Origin of the sequence: Lysinibacillus sp. 1 U-2021 (assembly GCF_029916965.1) — a bacterium.
Classification (GTDB): domain Bacteria; phylum Bacillota; class Bacilli; order Bacillales_A; family Planococcaceae; genus Lysinibacillus; species Lysinibacillus capsici.
This window is the reverse complement of record NZ_CP123966.1, coordinates 151,327-171,720: the sequence shown is the minus strand read 5'-3', so window position 1 is coordinate 171,720 and position 20,394 is coordinate 151,327. Positions and strand designations below refer to the sequence as shown.

At 35.3% G+C, this 20,394-nt stretch carries 28 protein-coding genes and 4 pseudogenes; 14 read left to right on the top strand and 18 right to left on the bottom strand.

The features are described from left to right. Positions 1-15: 15 nt before the first annotated feature. The 6 genes from QH639_RS00890 to QH639_RS00865 form a co-directional block, all read right to left on the bottom strand. Positions 16-582 (bottom strand): TetR/AcrR family transcriptional regulator, encoded by a 567-nt coding sequence (locus QH639_RS00890; RefSeq protein ID WP_054550174.1) that lies wholly within the window; start codon positions 580-582, stop codon positions 16-18. A 99-nt stretch (positions 583-681) separates the two neighbouring features. Next, positions 682-804, bottom strand: coding sequence for a hypothetical protein (locus tag QH639_RS00885; protein WP_256451370.1), 123 nt, complete (start codon positions 802-804; stop codon positions 682-684). A gap of 91 nt (positions 805-895) precedes the next feature. After that, positions 896-1,843, bottom strand: a complete 948-nt coding sequence (locus QH639_RS00880) for a serine hydrolase domain-containing protein (RefSeq protein WP_281115530.1) — start codon at positions 1,841-1,843, stop codon at positions 896-898. A gap of 190 nt (positions 1,844-2,033) precedes the next feature. After that, complete coding sequence (locus QH639_RS00875) at positions 2,034-2,795, bottom strand: glycosyltransferase (protein ID WP_281115529.1); 762 nt, start codon at positions 2,793-2,795, stop codon at positions 2,034-2,036. Between the two features lie 14 nt (positions 2,796-2,809). Continuing rightward, positions 2,810-3,364: a GNAT family N-acetyltransferase gene (locus QH639_RS00870; RefSeq protein ID WP_281115528.1), complete on the bottom strand. Its 555-nt coding sequence runs from the start codon at positions 3,362-3,364 to the stop codon at positions 2,810-2,812. 47 nt (positions 3,365-3,411) lie between these two features. Further along, positions 3,412-3,906 carry a DinB family protein gene (locus QH639_RS00865; RefSeq protein ID WP_259420114.1) on the bottom strand — a complete coding sequence of 165 codons (495 nt, stop codon included), beginning with the start codon at positions 3,904-3,906 and terminating at the stop codon, positions 3,412-3,414. Positions 3,907-4,097: 191 nt separating this feature from the next. Between QH639_RS00865 and QH639_RS00860 the strand changes: the two genes are divergently transcribed. Beyond that, a complete protein-coding gene (locus tag QH639_RS00860) occupies positions 4,098-4,484 on the top strand; it encodes a hypothetical protein (protein WP_281115527.1) in 387 nt (128 codons plus the stop codon). A gap of 109 nt (positions 4,485-4,593) precedes the next feature. Here QH639_RS00860 and QH639_RS00855 read toward each other — a convergent pair whose 3' ends face one another. Next, on the bottom strand, positions 4,594-5,190 hold the full coding sequence (locus tag QH639_RS00855; RefSeq protein WP_237900876.1) for a hypothetical protein: 597 nt from the start codon (positions 5,188-5,190) through the stop codon (positions 4,594-4,596). A 106-nt stretch (positions 5,191-5,296) separates the two neighbouring features. Continuing rightward, positions 5,297-5,371, bottom strand: a pseudogene (locus tag QH639_RS26425) (cupin domain-containing protein); the annotation flags it as partial. Positions 5,372-5,498: 127 nt separating this feature from the next. On the opposite strand from QH639_RS26425, the gene QH639_RS00850 reads away from it, so the two are divergent. After that, on the top strand, positions 5,499-5,990 hold the full coding sequence (locus QH639_RS00850; RefSeq protein ID WP_237900874.1) for a PaaI family thioesterase: 492 nt from the start codon (positions 5,499-5,501) through the stop codon (positions 5,988-5,990). Between the two features lie 82 nt (positions 5,991-6,072). Here QH639_RS00850 and QH639_RS00845 read toward each other — a convergent pair whose 3' ends face one another. The 3 genes from QH639_RS00845 to QH639_RS00835 form a co-directional block, all read right to left on the bottom strand. Next, complete coding sequence (locus QH639_RS00845) at positions 6,073-6,921, bottom strand: copper amine oxidase N-terminal domain-containing protein (protein WP_281115526.1); 849 nt, start codon at positions 6,919-6,921, stop codon at positions 6,073-6,075. Positions 6,922-7,066: 145 nt separating this feature from the next. Beyond that, entirely contained in the window at positions 7,067-7,504 is a 438-nt protein-coding gene (gene dut / locus QH639_RS00840) for a dUTP diphosphatase (RefSeq protein WP_048392753.1), read from the bottom strand. A gap of 12 nt (positions 7,505-7,516) precedes the next feature. Beyond that, on the bottom strand, positions 7,517-8,293 hold the full coding sequence (locus QH639_RS00835) for a ribonucleotide-diphosphate reductase subunit beta (RefSeq protein WP_281115525.1): 777 nt from the start codon (positions 8,291-8,293) through the stop codon (positions 7,517-7,519). 26 nt (positions 8,294-8,319) lie between these two features. On the opposite strand from QH639_RS00835, the gene QH639_RS00830 reads away from it, so the two are divergent. The 3 genes from QH639_RS00830 to QH639_RS00820 all read left to right on the top strand — a co-directional run bounded on the left by QH639_RS00830 (position 8,320) and on the right by QH639_RS00820 (position 10,373). Continuing rightward, positions 8,320-8,499, top strand: a complete 180-nt coding sequence (locus QH639_RS00830; RefSeq protein ID WP_281115524.1) for a hypothetical protein — start codon at positions 8,320-8,322, stop codon at positions 8,497-8,499. A gap of 759 nt (positions 8,500-9,258) precedes the next feature. Then, complete coding sequence (locus tag QH639_RS00825; protein WP_281115523.1) at positions 9,259-9,666, top strand: phage holin family protein; 408 nt, start codon at positions 9,259-9,261, stop codon at positions 9,664-9,666. Then, positions 9,663-10,373, top strand: coding sequence for a peptidoglycan recognition protein family protein (locus tag QH639_RS00820; protein ID WP_481817313.1), 711 nt, complete (start codon positions 9,663-9,665; stop codon positions 10,371-10,373). Before QH639_RS00825 ends, QH639_RS00820 begins: the two co-directional genes overlap by 4 nt. A 66-nt stretch (positions 10,374-10,439) precedes the next feature. Here the strand turns inward: QH639_RS00820 and QH639_RS00815 are convergent, their stop codons facing one another. Continuing rightward, positions 10,440-10,643, bottom strand: a complete 204-nt coding sequence (locus QH639_RS00815; RefSeq protein WP_281115522.1) for a hypothetical protein — start codon at positions 10,641-10,643, stop codon at positions 10,440-10,442. Then, a complete protein-coding gene (locus tag QH639_RS00810; protein WP_281115521.1) occupies positions 10,616-11,506 on the bottom strand; it encodes a RelA/SpoT domain-containing protein in 891 nt (296 codons plus the stop codon). The genes QH639_RS00815 and QH639_RS00810 overlap by 28 nt, the downstream gene beginning before the upstream one ends. Before the next feature lie 172 nt (positions 11,507-11,678). Between QH639_RS00810 and QH639_RS00805 the strand changes: the two genes are divergently transcribed. The 7 genes and pseudogenes from QH639_RS00805 to QH639_RS00775 all read left to right on the top strand — a co-directional run bounded on the left by QH639_RS00805 (position 11,679) and on the right by QH639_RS00775 (position 14,740). After that, positions 11,679-11,954 carry a YolD-like family protein gene (locus tag QH639_RS00805; RefSeq protein ID WP_281115520.1) on the top strand — a complete coding sequence of 92 codons (276 nt, stop codon included), beginning with the start codon at positions 11,679-11,681 and terminating at the stop codon, positions 11,952-11,954. Positions 11,955-12,027: 73 nt separating this feature from the next. Then, positions 12,028-12,303, top strand: a complete 276-nt coding sequence (locus QH639_RS00800) for a YolD-like family protein (protein ID WP_281115519.1) — start codon at positions 12,028-12,030, stop codon at positions 12,301-12,303. After that, a complete protein-coding gene (locus QH639_RS00795; RefSeq protein ID WP_281115518.1) occupies positions 12,296-12,640 on the top strand; it encodes a YhjD family protein in 345 nt (114 codons plus the stop codon). The genes QH639_RS00800 and QH639_RS00795 overlap by 8 nt, the downstream gene beginning before the upstream one ends. Position 12,641: 1 nt before the next feature. Further along, a complete protein-coding gene (locus QH639_RS00790) occupies positions 12,642-12,962 on the top strand; it encodes a hypothetical protein (RefSeq protein ID WP_281115517.1) in 321 nt (106 codons plus the stop codon). A gap of 299 nt (positions 12,963-13,261) precedes the next feature. Then, positions 13,262-13,732: pseudogene (locus QH639_RS00785) on the top strand (transposase); the annotation flags it as partial. A gap of 41 nt (positions 13,733-13,773) precedes the next feature. Next, positions 13,774-14,274, top strand: a complete 501-nt coding sequence (locus QH639_RS00780; protein WP_000285408.1) for a DUF6973 domain-containing protein — start codon at positions 13,774-13,776, stop codon at positions 14,272-14,274. Then, entirely contained in the window at positions 14,258-14,740 is a 483-nt protein-coding gene (locus tag QH639_RS00775) for a YdcD family protein (protein WP_281115516.1), read from the top strand. Before QH639_RS00780 ends, QH639_RS00775 begins: the two co-directional genes overlap by 17 nt. Here the strand turns inward: QH639_RS00775 and QH639_RS26420 are convergent. After that, on the bottom strand, positions 14,655-14,849 hold the full coding sequence (locus tag QH639_RS26420) for a hypothetical protein (RefSeq protein WP_152858771.1): 195 nt from the start codon (positions 14,847-14,849) through the stop codon (positions 14,655-14,657). The two genes, QH639_RS00775 and QH639_RS26420, sit on opposite strands and share 86 nt — an antisense overlap. A 71-nt stretch (positions 14,850-14,920) precedes the next feature. On the opposite strand from QH639_RS26420, the pseudogene QH639_RS00765 reads away from it, so the two are divergent. After that, positions 14,921-15,908, top strand: a pseudogene (locus QH639_RS00765) (ISAs1-like element ISEc26 family transposase); the annotation flags it as partial. Here QH639_RS00765 and QH639_RS00760 read toward each other — a convergent pair. After that, positions 15,909-16,175: pseudogene (locus tag QH639_RS00760) on the bottom strand (L-glutamate gamma-semialdehyde dehydrogenase); the annotation flags it as partial. Between the two features lie 145 nt (positions 16,176-16,320). On the opposite strand from QH639_RS00760, the gene QH639_RS00755 reads away from it, so the two are divergent. After that, positions 16,321-17,628, top strand: a complete 1,308-nt coding sequence (locus QH639_RS00755; RefSeq protein ID WP_281115515.1) for an AAA-type ATPase lid domain-containing protein — start codon at positions 16,321-16,323, stop codon at positions 17,626-17,628. A 41-nt stretch (positions 17,629-17,669) separates the two neighbouring features. On the opposite strand, the gene yugI is transcribed toward QH639_RS00755, so the two are convergent. From yugI to QH639_RS00740, 3 genes are all read right to left on the bottom strand, one after another. Then, the gene (gene yugI, locus QH639_RS00750) at positions 17,670-18,047 is read right to left on the bottom strand and encodes a S1 domain-containing post-transcriptional regulator GSP13 (protein ID WP_004228409.1); all 378 of its coding nucleotides are present in this window, start codon (positions 18,045-18,047) and stop codon (positions 17,670-17,672) included. Positions 18,048-18,133: 86 nt separating this feature from the next. Further along, entirely contained in the window at positions 18,134-19,786 is a 1,653-nt protein-coding gene (locus tag QH639_RS00745; protein ID WP_237898547.1) for a hypothetical protein, read from the bottom strand. Then, complete coding sequence (locus QH639_RS00740; RefSeq protein WP_237898549.1) at positions 19,779-20,327, bottom strand: RNA polymerase sigma factor; 549 nt, start codon at positions 20,325-20,327, stop codon at positions 19,779-19,781. The genes QH639_RS00745 and QH639_RS00740 overlap by 8 nt, the downstream gene beginning before the upstream one ends. Positions 20,328-20,394: the final 67 nt, after the last annotated feature.

Genomic DNA, 20,394 nt, shown 5'->3' with positions numbered 1-20,394 from the left:
AAAAAAATGCTTCTTTTACCGAAGCAAGTTAAACAAATGATCTGCTGTTTTCATGATTACAGTTGCATCCTCCAGTGTTTCTGAAATAAATAGCGCTCCTTCAAGATTTGTAATAAAAAGAGATGCAACCTCGTCAATATTTATTGTCTTTCTAAATTCACCATTCTCTACCCCTTGTTTAAGGAATAGAGAAACTTTCGTTTGTAAGCCTTTAAAAAAAAGACCTATTTTTTCTTTTACTTTTGTGGCATTTGTAGGACTTTGAATATAAAGCGTAATAAATGGACAGCTCCCCTTATATTCTCTCGTCTGAACTCCTTGTGTTATTTGCTTTAAAAACAGTTTGATACGATCTTCAACTAATAAATGGTTTTGAGATAGTAAGTCATCTATTGCAGATTGATACATTTCAATCCAATAATCAACGACCCCTTCCAACAATTCTTCCTTATTAGAGAAGTGATAATACACATTAGACTTTGAAACTTTGCTTACACGAACTAATTCATCCATGCTTGTATAAGCAAACCCTTTTTCTAAAAATAATGTTGCAGCTACTTCAATTACACGTTTTTGATTCATTAATTTTACCTTTGTCATAATTAGTACTATACAGTACTACAATGGGTGTTGCAAGTATTTTTGTGAGTTTAAAAAAATTTTGATCAATAAAGCGAAACTTTAATTGATTTTAAAAATGTCATTTTGAACAAAGCTGAACGGATCCCCAAAACTGTTTTGGATGGCTTGTAATTTTTCACATGCTTTTATGCCCATTAAGGATGATTGATAAAATTGATTCATTAATACCCTTCATTCAATATAAAAACTCCATTTTGATTGAAGAGGATCAAAATGGAGTGTATTTACCATAATTTTTTATTATCCCTAGCTGTTATTCAAACAATGGCATCATATGTTTTCTAATCAATTCAACACGATCCTTGGCACGTGGCATAAAGCGCGAAGCAATCGAAATGACCATCTTCTTTTGAGGATTTATGAATATTACATTTCCACCATCCCCCAAAGCTGCATAGCAATCATCAAGTATCCACCACAAATAACCATAGGTCAGCTTTCCTGATCGACTTTGTACTTTAGTGCTGTCCTCTATCCATTGAGAAGAAAGGATTTGGCGACCGTTCCATACACCCCCATTTAAATAGAGCTGACCTATTTTGGCCATATCCCGGGTTGTTAACGTAAGTCCCCAACCAGCGGTATTTACTTCCTTAGGATCTACTATCCAGCCAGTGACATATTTATCCTTCAGAAAAGCGAAATAGTCTTCTTTATTTTGTATAGTTGTATTTGTGGGAGCTTTGATTGCAAGAGGTTTAAACAAGTTTTCTGTAGCGAAATCAAGAACAGATTGACCAGTGGCAGTTGTAAGAACACCTGATAAAATATGTGTGCCAACGGTAGAATAGTTAAACACCCCAATACTACCTTTGCCCCCTAGCAAATCCAATGCAGCTTTTACCCAGTCATCACTTGAATATACTTTCGTATAAGGTTCTGACTTGTATTTATAGGGTGCAGTCATTGACAACAAATTTGTTATGGTGATGTTTTGAATGGTTTTTTCGCCACGTTTCACTGTATAATTTGGAAAAAAATCTAACACATGCTGTTCTATATTTTTCATATATCCTTTATCAATTGCTATTCCAATAAGAATGGAGATGATACTTTTAGTGACAGATGCTATATGCAAAGCATCATCTTGGGTGTACCCATCAAAATATTTTTCGTAAATTAAATGATTATCTTTTCTAATAGCGATGCCTGCTATATTGGCATACTCTTTTTCTATTAAATCTTCAAAGTTATTCATCATTCTGATTGTTAGGGTTTGACACATTGACGTCAGCTATATCAATCCCCATCCTTTCGCTAAAATGAATCATCAATATTGGTGTAATAAAGAATAATTTATTATAAAAAATTATTCAATTCTTTTCTTTTTTCCAGCTAGTGTGATAACAAAAAAACGTTAATCCTTGTTCGATTAACGTTACGGTTTCTTTTTATCTATCTTCATTTTCATAATATGCTTCATTCGCATGTTTCTGATCTGTACCTTTAAGGTATGCTAGGATCATTTTAGGACGTTTAAGTAAAACCCAGTCTCCATGCTTATCAAATTTTCTGCTGGAAGTGATCATTCCATTTTGAATTGTTCCGTATTTTTTTTCGTTCTTTTTTCCCCAATCTTTTAATCGTTTAGCAAAATCGGCATCTTCTGCCATGAGCATATTTTCATTAAATCCATTAATTGCTTGAAAATCTTTTTTGTAGCACCAAAAGATGCCTACAGAAATTGCACCATATTTTAAAAATAGTGGTCCGATTAATAACAAAGCTGAAACAAAAATTCCTAAGGACATTCTTTCAAACTTTCCTGTAACGCCCCCGCCAATGTACTTACCTGTGCTTAAGTTCTCCACTGCCTTCGATAACACATGTTCGTTCATCTGTGTATCGGCATCAATTGTGACGATGATTTCACCTCTTGTCATATCAACGCCAGCGTTCCTAATCTTCGAAAGGTTCTTATCGCTATTTTTTAGTAGGATACAATTATACGATTTTGCAATTTCCTCTGTTCTATCTGTACAGCGATTTAAAACAACAATAATCTCTACTTGATTTTCAAAGGATTTGGAAGCCTTTAAAATAGATTCTAAGCACTTTCCAATGTATTTTTCTTCATTATGGGCTGGTATGACAATTGAAATTTTTATATCCTCTTTCTTTTGCACTTCTAAAGAGTTCTCCATGTCGTACATACAGCTCCTCCCTTTTATATGTCATCTGCATTTATAAAATAAACCAGCTGATCAGTCCACTTGTCGTCCTCGTATATGAATCCTTTCCTTGTGCATTCATAAAGCATTCCAACATTTTCTGCTAATTTTATAGATGCTGTATTGTCGAGGTTTATATGAGCTTCTATTCGATGATAATTTAATTTTTCAAATGCTAGATCAATCGCTGCCTTTACAGCCTCTTTACCATAACCTTTTCTCCAAAAATGGTTATGAATGGTATACCCGAACCTAGCCCATTGAAATTCTTCCCTCATAATTGTGGAAAAGTCTACAAACCCAATATGCGTATTATCTGTTTTTCTAAATACTCCAAATACATACACCTTATCATCCTCAGCCATCTGATGATGCTTAGTAACTAAATCACGAAACCATTCTTTCGTACAGATGCTCATATCTAATTTACCTTCATCGTATTTATGCTGGGAAGGTAAACGATTTTCATATTGCGTAAGCCAAGAAGAGTAATCTCCCTCTTCCATTAATCGAATAATTAATCGTTCTGTTTTCGTCATTATCTTAGTCAATCGAACACCTCATACCCTTCTAAATAGCGATTCATGGAAGTAGTTTACTAGGCTTCTTCGTCTGCAGAGGGGCCGTAGATGCCTGGTACTGGAATATCGAGAAGTCGCAAGTATACCCCAAGCTGTGCCCGATGATGGATCATGTGGCTTAATCCGAAGTTGCGGAACGCAATGGCTCGGGGCTCCTGGCGAATAATATGATCACCGTGACGTAGCGTCCATTCCTCTCCGAGCGTTTTCTCATCACATTCAGTAAGCATCATTTCCACTTTTTTTACGTTTGCATCGAACTCATCCAGAATGTCAGCTCGCTTTTCTAATGCCTCTCGGCGCAACGGAACGGTGGAAAGATCAAAGTCTGAGTACTGTAAAATAGCCATTTGCCAGTTTAGCAGATTGATTAGGTGCGTGGCCAGACCTCCTAGTGTCATTGATTTCTCATGTGGCCTCCATGTCATATGCTCGTCGGGCAAGCGTTCCAGCATGCGACGAGTAGAAGCCAATTCCTGTGTTGTATCCCCAACAATCAATTGTTTAACCATAAAATCCCTCTCCTCCCTTTTAATCAGCATACTATAAATTCCATTCAAGGGGAAAGCTCTCAGAAAAGTTTTTATGCTACGGTTAAACCTTTTTAAACTGTTAGAATTTGTAAATATTTTGAGGGTTTTGCAGTTTGAAGAAATATTCAGAAGGGAATATACTAGATTGAACAAAAAGGGGTGAAGATAAGGTGAAAATAAAAACATTTTTGTTGTTAATGCTTTGTTCTTTAGCGTTAGTTGCTTGCAACGATCAGAAAGAAGCATCAAAGGTGATAGAAATTCAAGAATTAATTAATTTCGATGAAGTGCAACCTGATACTTTACAACAAATCTCCGATGCGAAAGATATTAAAATTATAGAAAAAACATTTAAAAAAGCTAGAGAATTCGGTGAGGTCGATAACGACATTGCTCCGCAGTACAAAATTAAACTAAACGATGATGAATACTATCTATGGATTGATAATACAATCACTGGGACAATAGCAAACGTAAACAGTAGAAATATGTTTTACAATATCCTAGCTACCGATGAATTTAAAGAGGCCATTAATTATCGAGAGCAAAATAATTGATTTTTAAATAATAGTAGCAACAATCTGTAGTAATATAGATTGTTGCTATTTTTTAGGGTATGTTCCATATTATCTAGCTTCATGTTGCTGGGAATGTTCTCTCACTTTTTCAACGGACATAGAGCCCCTCCGTATTAGCAACCTTTTCTAATAACTCAAGATTATGTTGGCTGTAAATTAAAAAGGCTAAGCCATTCCCACTAAATACAATATTCTCCTCAGGTAAAATAAAATGTAAATGGAGATGGTCCGAAACAGCTAATTTTATTAGTGAAATTAACATTGTGTATTCATCAATGTTTAATAAAATGCCTTCTGTAAGATCTTTAGGTATAATTTTATTCCACTCATTCTCGTAGACTTTATAATACAATTGATCCTTATATAAAGGTTCTGGTAAATAATAAAATGCATAAAATTGAGATGATTTTAACCACATCAATTCAAAAAATCTCTCAAATTTTTCTAGGCTTTTCTGGTATGAATGATAATCCTGCGTTTTTTGTTGGAAATCGACCATCTCTAATTTATCGAAGAATACTTCTACTTGACTATATTTTTCATTACTTTTTATCTGATAAGGGTAAATATCAAGTATTTTAGCACTTCCATAATCATACAATTGCTCTAGTAATTCTTCTAATTTTTTACTGTCTTTATTAGTTGCTTCCTTGCAAATACAATCGATTATATTTTCTAATGACATACCTTTTGACTCCTTTAATTCCTTCTTCAGCACGGTAAAAGAAAAATGTAACGATCCTAGTATACCATCTTTCTTTTGTTGCACCATGCCAGCGTTTTACAAGCTATGCAGCTTTTCCCTCTTCCTGATACCAGCCCTCCCCATCTGTCACTAATAAAACCTGTTCAACTTTATGGTAGTGCTTTTTTACATAGTTTAAATAGATGGAATATTTAGATTTTTATTGATGGAATGGAAATGATTAATTATACTTAAATGATTAACGTTCGATTAGAAACAAATAATACTAGAGCATTGGGGAGAGAAGAATGGAAGAATTAAAAGTAGAAAAAGCAATTCAAGATATTTATCCAGATGATATCGCTTGGTGTTATGGGTGTGGCCGTTTGAATGAAGATGGTCATCATCTTCGCACGGGGTGGCATGGTGATAAGACGATTACAATCTATACACCTGAATCAAAATATATGGGTATTCCAGGATTTATCTATGGTGGTTTAATTGCTTCATTAATTGATTGCCATGGAACAGGGTCAGCAGCGCTTGCCTTGCATCGTAAAAATGGACATGAAATTGGTGATGGAGCGGAGCCACCTCGATTTGTAACGGCTAACCTTAATGTAGATTTCCTCAAGCCAACACCCCAAGATGTTCCCTTAAAGGCAATTGGCACTGTTGAAGAAATTCATCCGAAGAAATGGAAAGTAGAAACTGAAGTTTACGCGCAGGATTCGCTTTGTGCTCGTGGAACAGTAGTCCTTGTAGTCATGCCTAGTACTTTTCTAAATAAAAATGATTAGCATTTTTTATCCTCACTAAAATAAGAAGAGCACATCTTATTTATAGATGTGCTCTTCTATTGCGTTTTTAATGGATTCATAATCAAGGAACTGTATTACTAATAACTGTCACAAAGCCATTTCTCGTAGCAGTTTCCATTAACGAATAAATAGAGTCACTGGCAGTTTTGTTAAACTCATACCATTGGTCAACAGCTGCGTCATAAATCAACACGTCTGGCTGTCCAGTCAAAGGTTTATCTGAAGATTGCACCAACGAATAGAGATCATAACGTGCTATGCTACTACCTTCCTTGTTCAGGAAATCATATTGGCCCATTTTATAATAGCCCCCAATTACGGTGCTATGGACAGACCATGTGTAGTCGTTAGGCTGTTTTATCTTCTTGCCCATATTTTTAGTAAATATACGGTGCATTTCTTCCATATAGGCATTGCCATTGATTTGCTCGACTACTCCCCCCATTGTCATGTGGTATTCATGAAGTAATGCTTTCACTTCCACACCCTTAATCATCAATGGCTCTGTATCGATTGTGATCGTTAAATGATCGTATTGAACTTTACAGCCAAAGGTTTCTGCTAGAAAACGTAATGGTACAATGGTGCGTCCATTCTTTAAGTAGGGCTTTGCATCCAATAATACCGTTTTTCCATTTACTGTGGCTTTACTACTGTTTAACTTTAAACTGACTTTCATCTCACTTTGGGTCAGTATCACTTGCCCATCCGACCAATGCACCTTAGCCCCTAAATTTTCACTAATCACGCGTAAAGGTACCATTGTTCGATTGTTTTTTATTTCGGGCTTCACAACCGTTTGTACTGTCATACCGTCCACTTTTAGTTGACTACTAGCTGCTGTAGCAGTTGTGATAGATGTAACAAAGACAATCAACATAAGGAAAATACCTGAACATATTTTTTTCATGATTATTAGCTCCTTTACTTCGCTATCATTACTTCATTCCATATGTACCCTATTATTTCCTTCTGCTATGAGCTACGGTAACAAAAAAATCCTGCATTTTCGCAGGATTTTTAAGTAAACTTTATGAGGTTTATATTTAGGTACACTATTTCGTACCACTTGCACCAAATCCAGATTCTCCACGGACCGTTTGAGATAATTCATCTACTTCCACTAATTGAATAGAAGGAACAAATTGTATAACCATTTGAGCAATGCGCATTGATTTTTCTACGATAAACGGTTCTTGACCATGGTTGATTAAAATAACACCGATTTCGCCTCTATAGCCTTCATCTATAGTGCCTGGGCTATTCAGTACGGTTACACTATGCTTTAATGCTAGTCCACTTCTTGGTCGAATTTGGGCTTCCGTTCCCTTAGGTAACTCAATCTGAATACCTGTCTTAATGAGTTTGGCTACGCCTGCTGGGATTTCTACTGCTTCTATGGAATAGAGGTCCATGCCTGCATCACCAGGGTTGGCTTGTATCGGTAGCATGGCATCAGCGTGAACTTTTTTAATTTTTACTTCTAGATTCATTGTTCTTCATCCTTAACGATTAAAATTGAATGTGTCATCTGTGATTGGCGCAACTTTTGCCTTGGCATAGGTAGCACCCTTTTGTGAAAAGAAATCATATGTGGAGCCTTCATTACGAATACCATTCATCACAATTGGATTGACTTCCTCTTCTGGGAACATGGCTTCAAAGCCGACATTCATTAAAGCTTTATTAGCATTATAGCGTACATATGCTCGCACTTCAGGTGATAATCCTGTTTCCGCATAAATATCATCTGTATACTTCATTTCATTTTGATATAAATCTAATAATAGCTCATAGCCCCATAAATGTAGCTCTTCTTGCTTTTCCTTTGAAAATTGCTTGAATAAATTTTGAGCAAAAAATCCAACTGCTACCCCATGGATAGATTCATCGCGCAAGATGAGTGAAATAATCTCGGCACTGTTTCGTAGGAAGCCTTGTCCTCCTAAGTATAGTGGATAGAAAAAGCCAGAATAAAACAGGAAAGATTCAAGCATAACGGATGAAAACATCGCTTTCCATAAGCTCTCTGGATTGCCTTCTTCAATACTATTATAAATGTCTGCTATTTTATTGGCCTTATACTGTAGAAATTCATTTTTCTTGACCCATTCAAATAGCTCGTCGATTTCTTCGTTTGTACAAAGCGTTGTGAAAATATAAGAATAGGACTTGGCATGTATCGCCTCGAATGCATCAAAAACGGTTAGGACAGCCTTTTCCTGTAAATCGTCTGTATAAGCAGCAACACGATTCATCCCGATATTTGTTTGTACAACCAATATTTATTGATCCAGAAGGAGATACAATGTCCTTTACTGCCACATCTAGCAATCCAAATATTACTGCTGTTATTTCTAATGGATGGCTTCAAATTAATGCTCCTCAAAGTGCTGATAATGAATATACTACTATTATTTTAACTGCAGATGATGGGCATGGAAATACAGTAGATATGGTATTTACTGCTTATGTTAAGTATTATTAATTACTAATCGCTTTAAACCTCACCAATTTGGTGGGGTTTCTTTTTGCTCATCAGCTCCATATTGTGCAGTAACTAATTAAACGCAGCATAAGTTAGCGTTATTTTTTAAATTTAACCTAAACTTAACCTTGATAGAATATACTAGAATTGGGGAAATAAGTTTTAAAATCTATCGTTGACGGATCGCCTTGTGCGATGAAAGTCGCTTGCACGGTGAAGGCTCGTTATAAAACTTAGAAATAGAGAAGGATAAGACGAGAATAGTATTCCGATTCTTAGTAACGATGCTTCAATACATGTTAATGGCATAAATTCATGGTACAACTCAAGTGAACCTGTGTTTAGAACAATTTATGTTTCTTATAGCAATACACAAGGTAGTGTTTCACAATTAAAAAACAGTTTATCACTTAATAATTCGAGAGCAACTTTGAAGGTGTTCCCAGTTAGTGCAACGATACAAAATGTAACACAGTTTAATAGTACTACAGAGTCATTAAGTACAGATTATGTTCTAAACTCGGCTTTAACTATAGGATTAGTAAAAGTTGTTGTAAAAGCAGAGGATGGGACATTAAGAGAGTACATCGTAGTTGAAAGAAACTACCGAAACTAGAATTAGATCAGCCTCACCTTTTTATAGGTGGGGTTTTTAATTTGCTGTGAGAGCAATCGAGATGGGCAACGGTACATGTTACTGAATCTCGATGCTTCTCATGGCTTTTTATTTACACAAAAACGGGCAAAGGTCGTGGACAAATGGAACAATCATTAAAATTTTTACTTAGTACAGTAGGCGGAGTAGTATCGTGGCTCGTAGGTGGTTGGGGCTTATTAATGACAGTATTGTTAATTTTGAATGCAGTTGATCTTCTGACTGGTATGGCAGCTAACTGGGGAATAATCAGCAGCAAACGATTCTATCAAGGTATCATTAAAAAAGGAATGATGTGGGTTTGGATTGTAGTAGCAAATCTTATTTATTTAGTGCTACAAGATCAAGGCTTTTCAATCGGACAAATTATTCCTGATGCAGTTGTATTAATGTTTATTTTGAATGAACTTGTTAGCTTAGGTGAAAATTCAGCAAAACTTGGTGTGGACATGCCATCACCAGTTATAAAAGCATTAGATATATTCAGTACAAAGGAGGAAAAAGCAAAATGACCTATGTACTCAAACAAACCTTTTTGCCAGCAAGCAAATATTCAATCCAGGCTCCATATACAATGGTGCCTCAATATATCACAGTACACAACACAGCGAATGATGCACAAGCAGCTAACGAAATAACTTATATGATAGGTAATAACAATCAGGTGTCTTATCATGTTGCTGTGGATGATAAAGAGGTAATTCAAGCAATTCCTTTCAATCGTAGTGCCTGGCATTGTGGTGATGGTGGGGGTAGTACGGATCCTAACGCACTCAAAAAAGGCAACCGTATTTCCATAGGTATTGAAATTTGCTACAGCAAAAGTGGTGGAGTTGGCTATGGAGTTGCTGAGGAAAATGCTGTCCAATACATTGCAAAGCTTTTAAAACAATTTGGTTGGGGTATTGAGCGTGTGAAAAAGCATCAAGATTGGAACGGCAAATATTGTCCCCATCGAATTTTAAGTGAAGACCGTTGGAATAGTTTCTTGAACCGTATTATGAAAGCAATGGAACCAAATGAATCAGGACAACAAATAGTTGAGGATGATGATATGATGAAATTCACAATCAAGGAAACCAAAACAGCAGTACGTGACTTCTTGCTGCAATCCGTTGACAGAGGAAAAATCGATAAATCTTGGGCAGATAAATTTGATAAAGGCGAACTATCTACTGGTGACTATGAAGGTTTGAAAATAATTATCTCTCAAAGATAATAAAATAAAGCCAAGGAGGTATATTTTTGTCCCCCTTGGCTTTAAAAATAATAAGATAACTTTTTATTACGAGTTTAGTCCATTTTTAACTATATCTTTTGCTTGCTCATTAAGGTTTAAATTTTTATTATCATCAATTAAATTTCCACTATTTATAACTATATCTTTTGCTTGCTCATAAAGGCTTAAATTTTTATTATCAATAATTATATTTCTGCCCATTTTGACTGGATTTCTAATTTCTATCCTCCCTTCAAATTTTTGTTCCAATCCATATCTATAAAATCACTTATTGAATCTAGGTCTTTTACTAATGAAGTTTTGGTATTTTCTTCTATGTTAAGATTCTTTATCTTTTGTTTTAATTCAGCAATTTCGTTTTCTTTATCAAGTAATGCAAGTTCCCTTTTGGACCATTCCTTTTTTAACTCTTTAATTGCAGAAGCCATCTCGTCGGCACTTCCTGCTAAACGATTCAATAATAGTAGGTTTAAAGTTAATACTCCAGGTACATTACTAGCAGGATAACTTAATTGATGATCAACTTCACCATAACCTTCCTCAAAAATGGTTCTAACTTGAATTTCAACTGTTATTTTTTTATTTATAGTTGGTGTAAATTCAATTAAATAGTGAACTGATCTATAACCTGTTTTTCGAGGGTCTACATTAACATTTAATTCAGTATAGTTATTATCGTTGTCGCCTTCCCTAACATTTGCTACGGATTCTACCACATTCCAACTGTTAATAATAAAGTCATGTATACTTTTCCAATCTTCTTTAAATATATGTATAACACGTACTCCTATTAAATCAGTTATTTCATCCTTATAATTTTCAACTGTAAATTCAAAATCTTCCCCTTTATTCTTTTTTCTTTCGGGGGTTTTTCTAATTAGCTTTGCAATTAAATGTTCCGGATCTTTAATTCTTGATCTAACAGTATGAATCTTATCTTGTGTTCTTAAAAGTTGAGCAATCATATCTGAGTAAATAGATAAGCTATCTTTTGTACTTACAAAGTCTTTGTAAATTTCCTCTAAAGTTTTCCAGTTTATTTTATTGTCAAGTATTAATGAGCTATCTAAGTTATGTTTTTTTAAAAATTCATCTTGAGAAATATTAATCATAATTACTCCTTTCTACCAAAACTACCTATTTCCATTTTAAATTAAAAAGATTGAAAGTCATATAGTAATTTTTCTCATTCAAATTATAATTGAGTTAAAATTTTACATTGCTTAAAATAGAACATTAGTTCTATAATATATAGAAACAAACGTTCTGGATGGAGTGGTTAAAATGGCAGCTAAGACAAAAACAACAACCAAAAAGAAAGAACCCAAACATCCAGATAGAGATGAATTTGATTTAGAGGAAATCGCAAATACATTAACTGAAGCAATGCAAGAGGATAAAACCAAAGCATTCACCATTTACAAATGGGAAGAGCCACTAACAGGTGCAGTAACGAAAATGGATGCTAACACTAAATTAATCCATATTAAAGATAAGTACATGAATATTCACAAGGTACATTTCTTAGATATCCTAAAAATTTCAGATATCGATTATTAATGGAGAGTGATTTGTATGTTACATGATCGTGGGAATATGAAATGGACGTCATTAATGCTGCCTGAGCATTTAGTTGAAGGAGTGGAAAAAAGAGCAATATTATGATAAAAAGCGTGACCTAACTGAGTGGGAATTAGACGAGATAGAACAAACCATACAGCAAGCGTTTAAATTGCGAAAATTAGTTAAATTAACGCTATGGGACCACAATAAACTTCAAGACCATGTAGGGTTAATTACTGGCACTGATACTTACGAAAAGGAACTAATATTAGATATAGATATATCAATAAAGCGTATTACCTTTGAACAGATTCAAAAAGCGTCATTGGTAGACAGTGATGATTAAGCCGGATGAACGCAAAAATTTACACCAATTTATCCTATTGGATATGGCAATTAAGTCTTTACAGAATGACTACGATACATTGGGGAGCCTGAAAATGTCCAAGGTCTATATGAGCATTGTAGATGATTTATTAAAGCATATAAGAACCGATTATTATAACAAAAAGCGCATGTTGATTAACCAAAAAATTGAGGTGGTGAAGTGGATTCATATAGACCAATATTTTAGCGATGTTGTGTTGAAAACTCCAGGTGAAAATGTAATTTTACGATATGCGAAGCAAGCATTAAAAACCCAAACAGAAGAATTGATATTTAATTACTTAGGGAGAGTGTGATATGGCTATTGTATATAATTTTTCAAACAAAACGTTTCGGGATATAACAAAAGAAAGAGTCGATGTTGTAAAAATTGCATCAGGCTTTATGGGCGGTGCAGTAAAGGTCTATGAACGTAATGGGACAGTAATAATTCATAGTGAAAATAAAAAGTCCAGCCATGCAAGTGTTTCAAATGAGGATGGGCAAGTTTCAGAATGGGAAATTAGATATGCAATAGAGCACATTTTAAAAAGAGGCCTTACAGAAGTGAATATAAAAGTTAGTGATACGGGTGTTGTTCATATTTGTAATAAAGAAATTATTTCATTCTTTAATTAAAGAGAAGTCACTCATAAAAAATAATGAGTGACTTCAGACTGTAGACAAACTCAATGAATTTTGAGTTTGCCTACAGTCTTTTTTCTTTTACAATAAAATAAAGTAAAGCCGTTGATTTCCACTACGGGCGGACGCTTTCCGCGGGCGGGGTCGAGCTGCTTCCCTCGCTTCGCTCAGTCCAGGATCTCGACTTTCCCGCTTTTCCCGCAGGAGTCGCCACCCTTCGTTCCAATCAACTTCTACATAAAGAATTCCTTATTCATCTATTGATAAAAAGTACACTTTCGAGGTGATCAACCATGATGACGAAAAATCAAATCAATGAACGTGAACAATTAGAAATGTTAACGATTGATCAATTAGTTCCCCAAGATCATTTAGTACGAAAACTAGAGGCGGCTATTGATTTTTCATTTATCTATCCTTTAGTAGAAAACCTCTACTCTGCTAAAGGACGCCCTAGTATTGATCCTGTTGTTCTCTTTAAAATGACGTTTATTCAGTACGTTTTTGGTATACGGTCCATGCGTCAAACCATCAAAGAAATTGAAACGAATATGGCGTATCGTTGGTTTTTAGGATTTGGCTTCCAGACAGAAGTCCCGCATTTCTCTACCTTCGGTAAAAATTATGTCCGTCGCTTTCAAGACACTGATATATTTGAGCAGATATTCTATCGTATATTAAAAGAGATTATGCATCAAGGACTCCTCCATGCAGACCATTTATTTATCGATTCTACGCATGTGAAAGCGAGTGCGAATAAACGTATATCACCCCGGACCCGATTGGGTTGAGAGGTGGATGGAATATGTATCAGTATCCGTTGAATCCCATACAAGTGATAGACCCAATGGGGTTAGATGCGATTGAGAATATGACATCAGGTGGACTAATTTATGCCGTATCTGGTGTACCTGGATTGATTGCTGCAAACAGCATTACTAACAGTGCTTACCAGTTCGGTTATGATATGGATGCTATTGTTGGCGGAGCTCATAATGGGGCCGCCGATGCAATGAGACATTGTTACTTGATGTGTCGAATGACTAAGACATTTGGATCAACAATAGCTGACGTGATAGGTAAAAATCATGAGGCGGCTGGGGATAGACAAGGTCAGCCAGCTAAAGAAAGAATCATGGATCTTAAAAATAACACTGTCGGTATTGCTTGTGGCGATTTTTCTGCCAAATGTAGCGATGCATGTATTGAAAAATATAACACTGGGCAACTCTTCGGGTTAGATGGTATAAAAGCAGATAATCCAATAAAAGCAAAGCAAGGGAGTTCAGATGCTTCAAATTATTAGAGGCAAACTTGTCATTTTTTTAATTACCCTTTGTTTATTTATTGTTTACCTTGGGTTTGATAACAATTCAAATTCTGACATCGTATTTTATGGACATAAAACACCAAAGAGCGTTGAGATATATCTTTCTGAAAAAAATATTATTTATAAAATAATTAATGACCAAAAAATTAGTAGAGGGAATGGTCATTTTATAAGTATAATGGTTAATAATTACAGGACGCACTGTGGAGTGGTTGATATAAATCTTAATTTTTTCAATGATATTCTTTATAGCGTGCGATTAAAAAACATTAGTAAACTGGAGAATATGGAGTTCTGCGCTAAAAAACAACGGGTGTATTTTAGTGATAAAAACAAGAAGGCTAGTTATAAAATAATTAATTATGGAGACTATTACGATGTTGATTATTATGATAACAATTTGAAAAATGAAGTTTTTGACTGGATTGGTAAATGGTCATAATGAACAACACCAGAAAGAGAAAAATATAAAATACATACAGAAAGACATGAGAGCAAGGGACGGGGCAGGGCAAGATCATGAAAATTGTGATGTAAATCACGATTTTCATCTTGGCTTTAACGCCTACAGGTGATCAAAATTTAACCTTTGGAATAACTAAAAAGATAAAAAAGGACCCAGGTGAGTATTCAAAGTTTGCTTGATTATATTTCAGTGATCCCTGATATACGACAACAAGGAAAGGTTAAACATAAATTATCTGCTATTTTGTTTCTCACCGTATGTGCAGTAATTGCAGGTGCCGATGAGTGGCAGGAAATTGAAGATTTTGGACATGAAAGACTTGAATGGCTAAAGAAATATGGTGATTTTGATAATGGCATTCCGGTCGATGACACCATTGCACGCGTTGTGAGTAACATTGACAGTTTGGCCTTTGAAAAGATGTTTATTGAATGGATGCAGGAGTGCCATGAAATCACTGATGGTGAAATTATAGCAATAGATGGAAAGACCATAAGAGGCTCCTTTGATAAGGGAAAAAGAAAAGGAGCAATCCATATGGTGAGTGCATTCTCGAACGAAAATGGTGTTGTACTGGGGCAGGTGAAAACGGAAGCCAAAAGTAATGAGATTACAGCCATTCCAGAGTTGCTTAACCTACTGTATTTAAAGAAAAATTTGATAACCATTGATGCTATGGGCTGTCAGAAAGATATCGCTTCGAAGATCAAAGATAAAAAAGCAGATTATCTTCTGGCAGTAAAAGGCAATCAGGGGAAATTACATCATGCATTCGAGGAAAAATTTCCTGTAAATGTGTTTTCTAATTATAAAGGCGATTCGTTTAGTACGCAGGAGATAAGTCATGGAAGAAAAGAAACACGTTTGCATATTGTCAGTAACGTAACGCCTGAACTTTTGTGATTTTGAATTCGAATGGAAGGGATTAAAAAAGCTTTGTGTAGCATTGTCATTCAGGCAGAAGAAAGAAGATAAATCAGCAGAAGGTGTAAGCATCCGATATTATATTTCATCAAAGGATATGGATGCTAAAGAATTTGCACATGCTATCAGAGCGCACTGGCTGATCGAGCACAGTCTTCATTGGGTGTTAGATGTAAAAATGAATGAAGATGCCAGCCGGATAAGAAGAGGAAACGCAGCCTTTCCATGTTTTGAATGTTTCATCTGCCGCTTGCATCGCTTTTTCAGCTAAATCTTTGCTTGCTTTCGAAACGCGACCAATGACTTCTGTTTTCTTTGCAGGATTGTACGAAACGATTTTATCTTCTGTTGTAATGCGCTCACCACCAATAATTAGTGGGTAGTCTTGACCTAAGTAACCTTCAACTTTATTTAAAGCCTCTACATAAGCATTGTAGTTTGCCTCTTGTGAAAAATCTGTGAATGGTTCGTGTTTGTATGGAATCATACTTAATCCTCCCTTGTGAGATGTGTTTGGGTATGCAAAAAACATTGACGCAAAATATCTTTGCGTATAAAATATTCTTACACTTATTATAATGCAAAATTTCGTTGCATATTTCAAGTAAAAAATTTTTGAGGTGCACATTTTTATGAAAAATTCTGAACCTTTACTACCTTTTTATGAGTTTATTGCAACAAATGTATCCGTTGGTATTCATGCAGTAGACCTATCTGGTAAAACGATTATTTACAATACGAAAATGAAAGAAATTGAAGGGTTTCATTTTGATGAACTTGCGGATCGTTCCATTATTGAAATGTTTTCCTTCCGTCAACATGAAAGTACATTAATGCGTGTTCTACAAACAGGAAAAAAAGAAATTAATGTTAAACAATCCTACTGGAATAAAAATGGTCATGAAATTACAACAATCAATGATACTTTTCCACTTTTTGTTGAAGGCAAACTGATTGGCGCAATCGAATTTGCACGTGATATTACCTCACTGGAAAAGCTTGTTTATCAACCCCTTCGTCGTTACGATGAACCTTTAACATTTGATATGATTAAAGCTTATTCTGAATCCATGAAGCAGGTTATCGACAACGCTAAAAAAGCAGCTGCTGTAAAATTACCAGTATTATTAATTGGCGAATCTGGCACAGGGAAAGATTTAGTAGCAGAGGGAATTCACCACGCAGCTTCACCTGATCCTGATGCCTTTGTGACACTCGTTAGTCGCCGTTCAGCTCAATCGGTGCTCGATAAATTACAACAATTACTAGAAGAAGATAAGGATTACACCTTTTTCTTCGAACGTATCGATTTTTTGAGCTTAGACATTCAAGAGCAACTTTTAGATATACTACATTCACTTCCACAGTCCAAATATATGCTAATTGGCAGTGTGGGTAGTGATCCCATTACATTGATTGCCGAAAAGAAGCTGTCAAAATCGCTATATTATTTCTTTGCAACAATGGCTATTACTATTCCCAATTTAACGGATCGAAAAGAAGACATACTTCCATTTGTAGAAGATTATTTTAGTCGACATCGAGAACGATTTGCCTCACAAGTCACTGAACTTGCACCAGACGTACAGGAATTATTTTTACAATATGATTGGCCAGGAAATCTAAAAGAGCTTGAGCTGCTACTGGATGAAATTGTTTCATTTATGACAACGGAATCCACTGTTACTTCAGATTTATTACCATTACATTTCCGCTTCAAAGTGCAGCAGCAAGATACAAATAATCGTGAACCAGAATTTTTTATGTTCCATCAAAATAACAATGTCATGCCACTCGATGCCTATTTGCGTGAAGCCGAATCATATTATGTGCAAAATGTCTTAAATTTATATGAGGGCAATATTACAAAGGCAGCAAATGCACTTGGTATGAGCAGACAAAACCTACAATATCGAATCCGCAAAATAAAAAAACAATAGAAAAAACGAGGATACTTTCATTCGAAAGCATCCTCGTTTTTTTATTGACCAGATTGTTCAATCCAGTCCTGCAATTTATCTTTTAAGGAATTAAAACCATTTGCATCCGATTCATCTACACGGTCCTGCAATGATTTACGTGGTGGTGCGTCTTTTTTTCTTACTGTTGCTGGGCGATCCTGTAGCGCTCTCATCGATAAACTAATTTTTTCGGCCTCTTCATCGATTTCAAGAATTTTGACTTCAACTTCTTGCCCAACAGCTAAAAATTCACTAACGTCCTTCACAAAGCCGTATGTTATTTCCGAAATATGCACAAGGCCTTGCGTATTGTCATCTAGTGCAACAAATGCACCGTATGGTTGAATACCTGTAACTTTTCCGGTCAACACGTCTCCTAATTCATATTTTTTTACCATAACCTTTGCCCACTTTCTTTTGTTTGCTACGTATATATCGCTTAAATTATAACATACGTGTAAAAACGGGGCAAAAAATCATCTCATCAATCCATGATACCAATTATACGGTAAAAGCCATCTTCATTTTGAGATAATCTAAACAAAATCTGCTTGCCATACTCTTTTTGATGTTCTTCATCAAGTCGTACAGCCACCATTGGGTAATTTCCGTTGTATTGCGACATTTGGCTAATAATGGATAAGTTTTTTACTTTGTTTAAAAAATCAGACTCTATTTCTACATTTGATAGGATTACTTTCTCTTGCAATGATTCATCTCCAATAGAAATTGCATATAAATAAAGGGAAACCATATTTAAAGGACTGAGCTGATTAATAAATGGCTCAGGGTCACTTTTCAAATACTGATCATAAATTCTCTTAACTTGTGCAATCTCCGCATCATCGATGTCTACAATATTAAATTCTTCAACTGCCGTATCTTTCCTAACTTGCAAAATGGCCGTTGAAATATCTTGTATTGTCAGCCCTACTAACGTTTCTGAGTTATTATATTGGTGTAATTCATTTAAAATAGTTGCTGCATTCTTTGTCATTACCTCCCCATACTTTCCATTAGCGACTTTTTGTAAAAAATTCAGGTATTCTTTATTAACGATTCCCTTTTCAGCATACACTTGATAATTAGTGGATCCTTTCATTAGAGCTAACCAAGTATTTTCAAATACTGCCTTTAATTCCTTATAAGTAACATTCCCCGTATTGATATCAAACAGCAATGAACGCTCCATAATTTTTAAGGATTCAGCTGTTTCTTCTCGTGTATACCTCAAGCCTTCTTCTCCTACTAAAAATCCCTTTTGTAAAAACTCAAAGTAACCAAAAATATCAGGATGCATGTATTTTATAGGTTCAAAAGCAAATTCCCCATCGATGGGATTAGCTTTAAAATAATAGGAACCATCCACATCCAAATGAAGTTCCATATATTGCTTGTTTGCTGTTTCAATGATTGCTTTTAAATCTGATGGATACTGACTACGATCTATCTTTTTCTTTAAAAACTGTTCATAAGGTTCAAGTAAAGAATTAAAATACATTTCTATGTCATTAAGCGATTGCTTATATAAGTTAAAGATTCCATAAGATTCATTAAAGGATAATGGCCCGTATCCTTTGATTGTCTCTAAGGCTCGTCTCGGGGTCATTAATCCGTCTAGAATTTCCTTCTCCATTATTTGCAATTCCCAATCCTCCTTTATCGGACGTTCGTAACTCGTATAGAAGGCCAACATGGAATCTGCATTTTGAATATATGAAAAAGTATTCAGTTCTTCTACTGAAACTTTCAACTCCCTACTTATATCTTCTTTCACTCTCTTGTATTTCTTGGTGATTCGCTCTACCCATTTTTCATACGTCCCTATCGTGTTGTCATCATTTTCTTGGGAAATCTGTTTATCACTGTTATTGTATGTTTCAGGCTGTCCAATCATATATGAAGTTCCCAATAAACCCACTAATAACACGCTCGCAATACTTACAAACCAAACAACCGACTTTTGCCATCTGGAGGGGCGCTGATGACCTTTATTGATAATTTCAAAAGATAATTCCTTGGATATATCCTCTTCTTCAATTTGTTTAAAGACAGTATCAGGATCAAGCTTCGCTTCCATTCGTTCATAGGATTTTTTCAGTAGTGCCATACGTTGGTCAAATTGCTTATCATCCATTTTCAACACTCCCATCTTGCATTAATGCTGCCTTTAGCTTTTCCTTCGCTCGTAATAATCGCACTTTCACCGTCGATAACGAAATATTTAAAACCTCAGCGATTTCTTCGTATTTTAATTCGTGGAAATAAAACAACACGAGAGGATAACGGTATTTTTCGTCAAGTGCCTGAATAGCACCATGTAGATGCCTGTCCTCTTCAAACAAAAGAACATTCTCTTCAGCAGATGAATGAGTCTTTTGCTGTTGGGCCTGTAGCTTGTCCTCTTTAGCCTGCTGCCGTTTTTCCTTACGATAATAATCACGCGTAGCATTTAATGTGATTTTATAGAGCCACGTGGTAAATCGATCCTGTTTAAATTGGTGTAAAAAGCGATACAGTTTAACAAATACCTCCTGTGAAACATCAGCTAAATCATTTGTATGTACGCCACATTGAAAGGCAAACTTTTCAACGGTTTGCTGATGTATGCGGATAAGCTCGATATAGGCATCTTTATCTCCTTGCTGCGCCCTTGCTATTAGTTCAACCTCCGTCATAGCTACCCCCCCTTTTGATAATGAAACGAAGCATTCTACCTAATTGTTACATAATTTAAATGTCTTT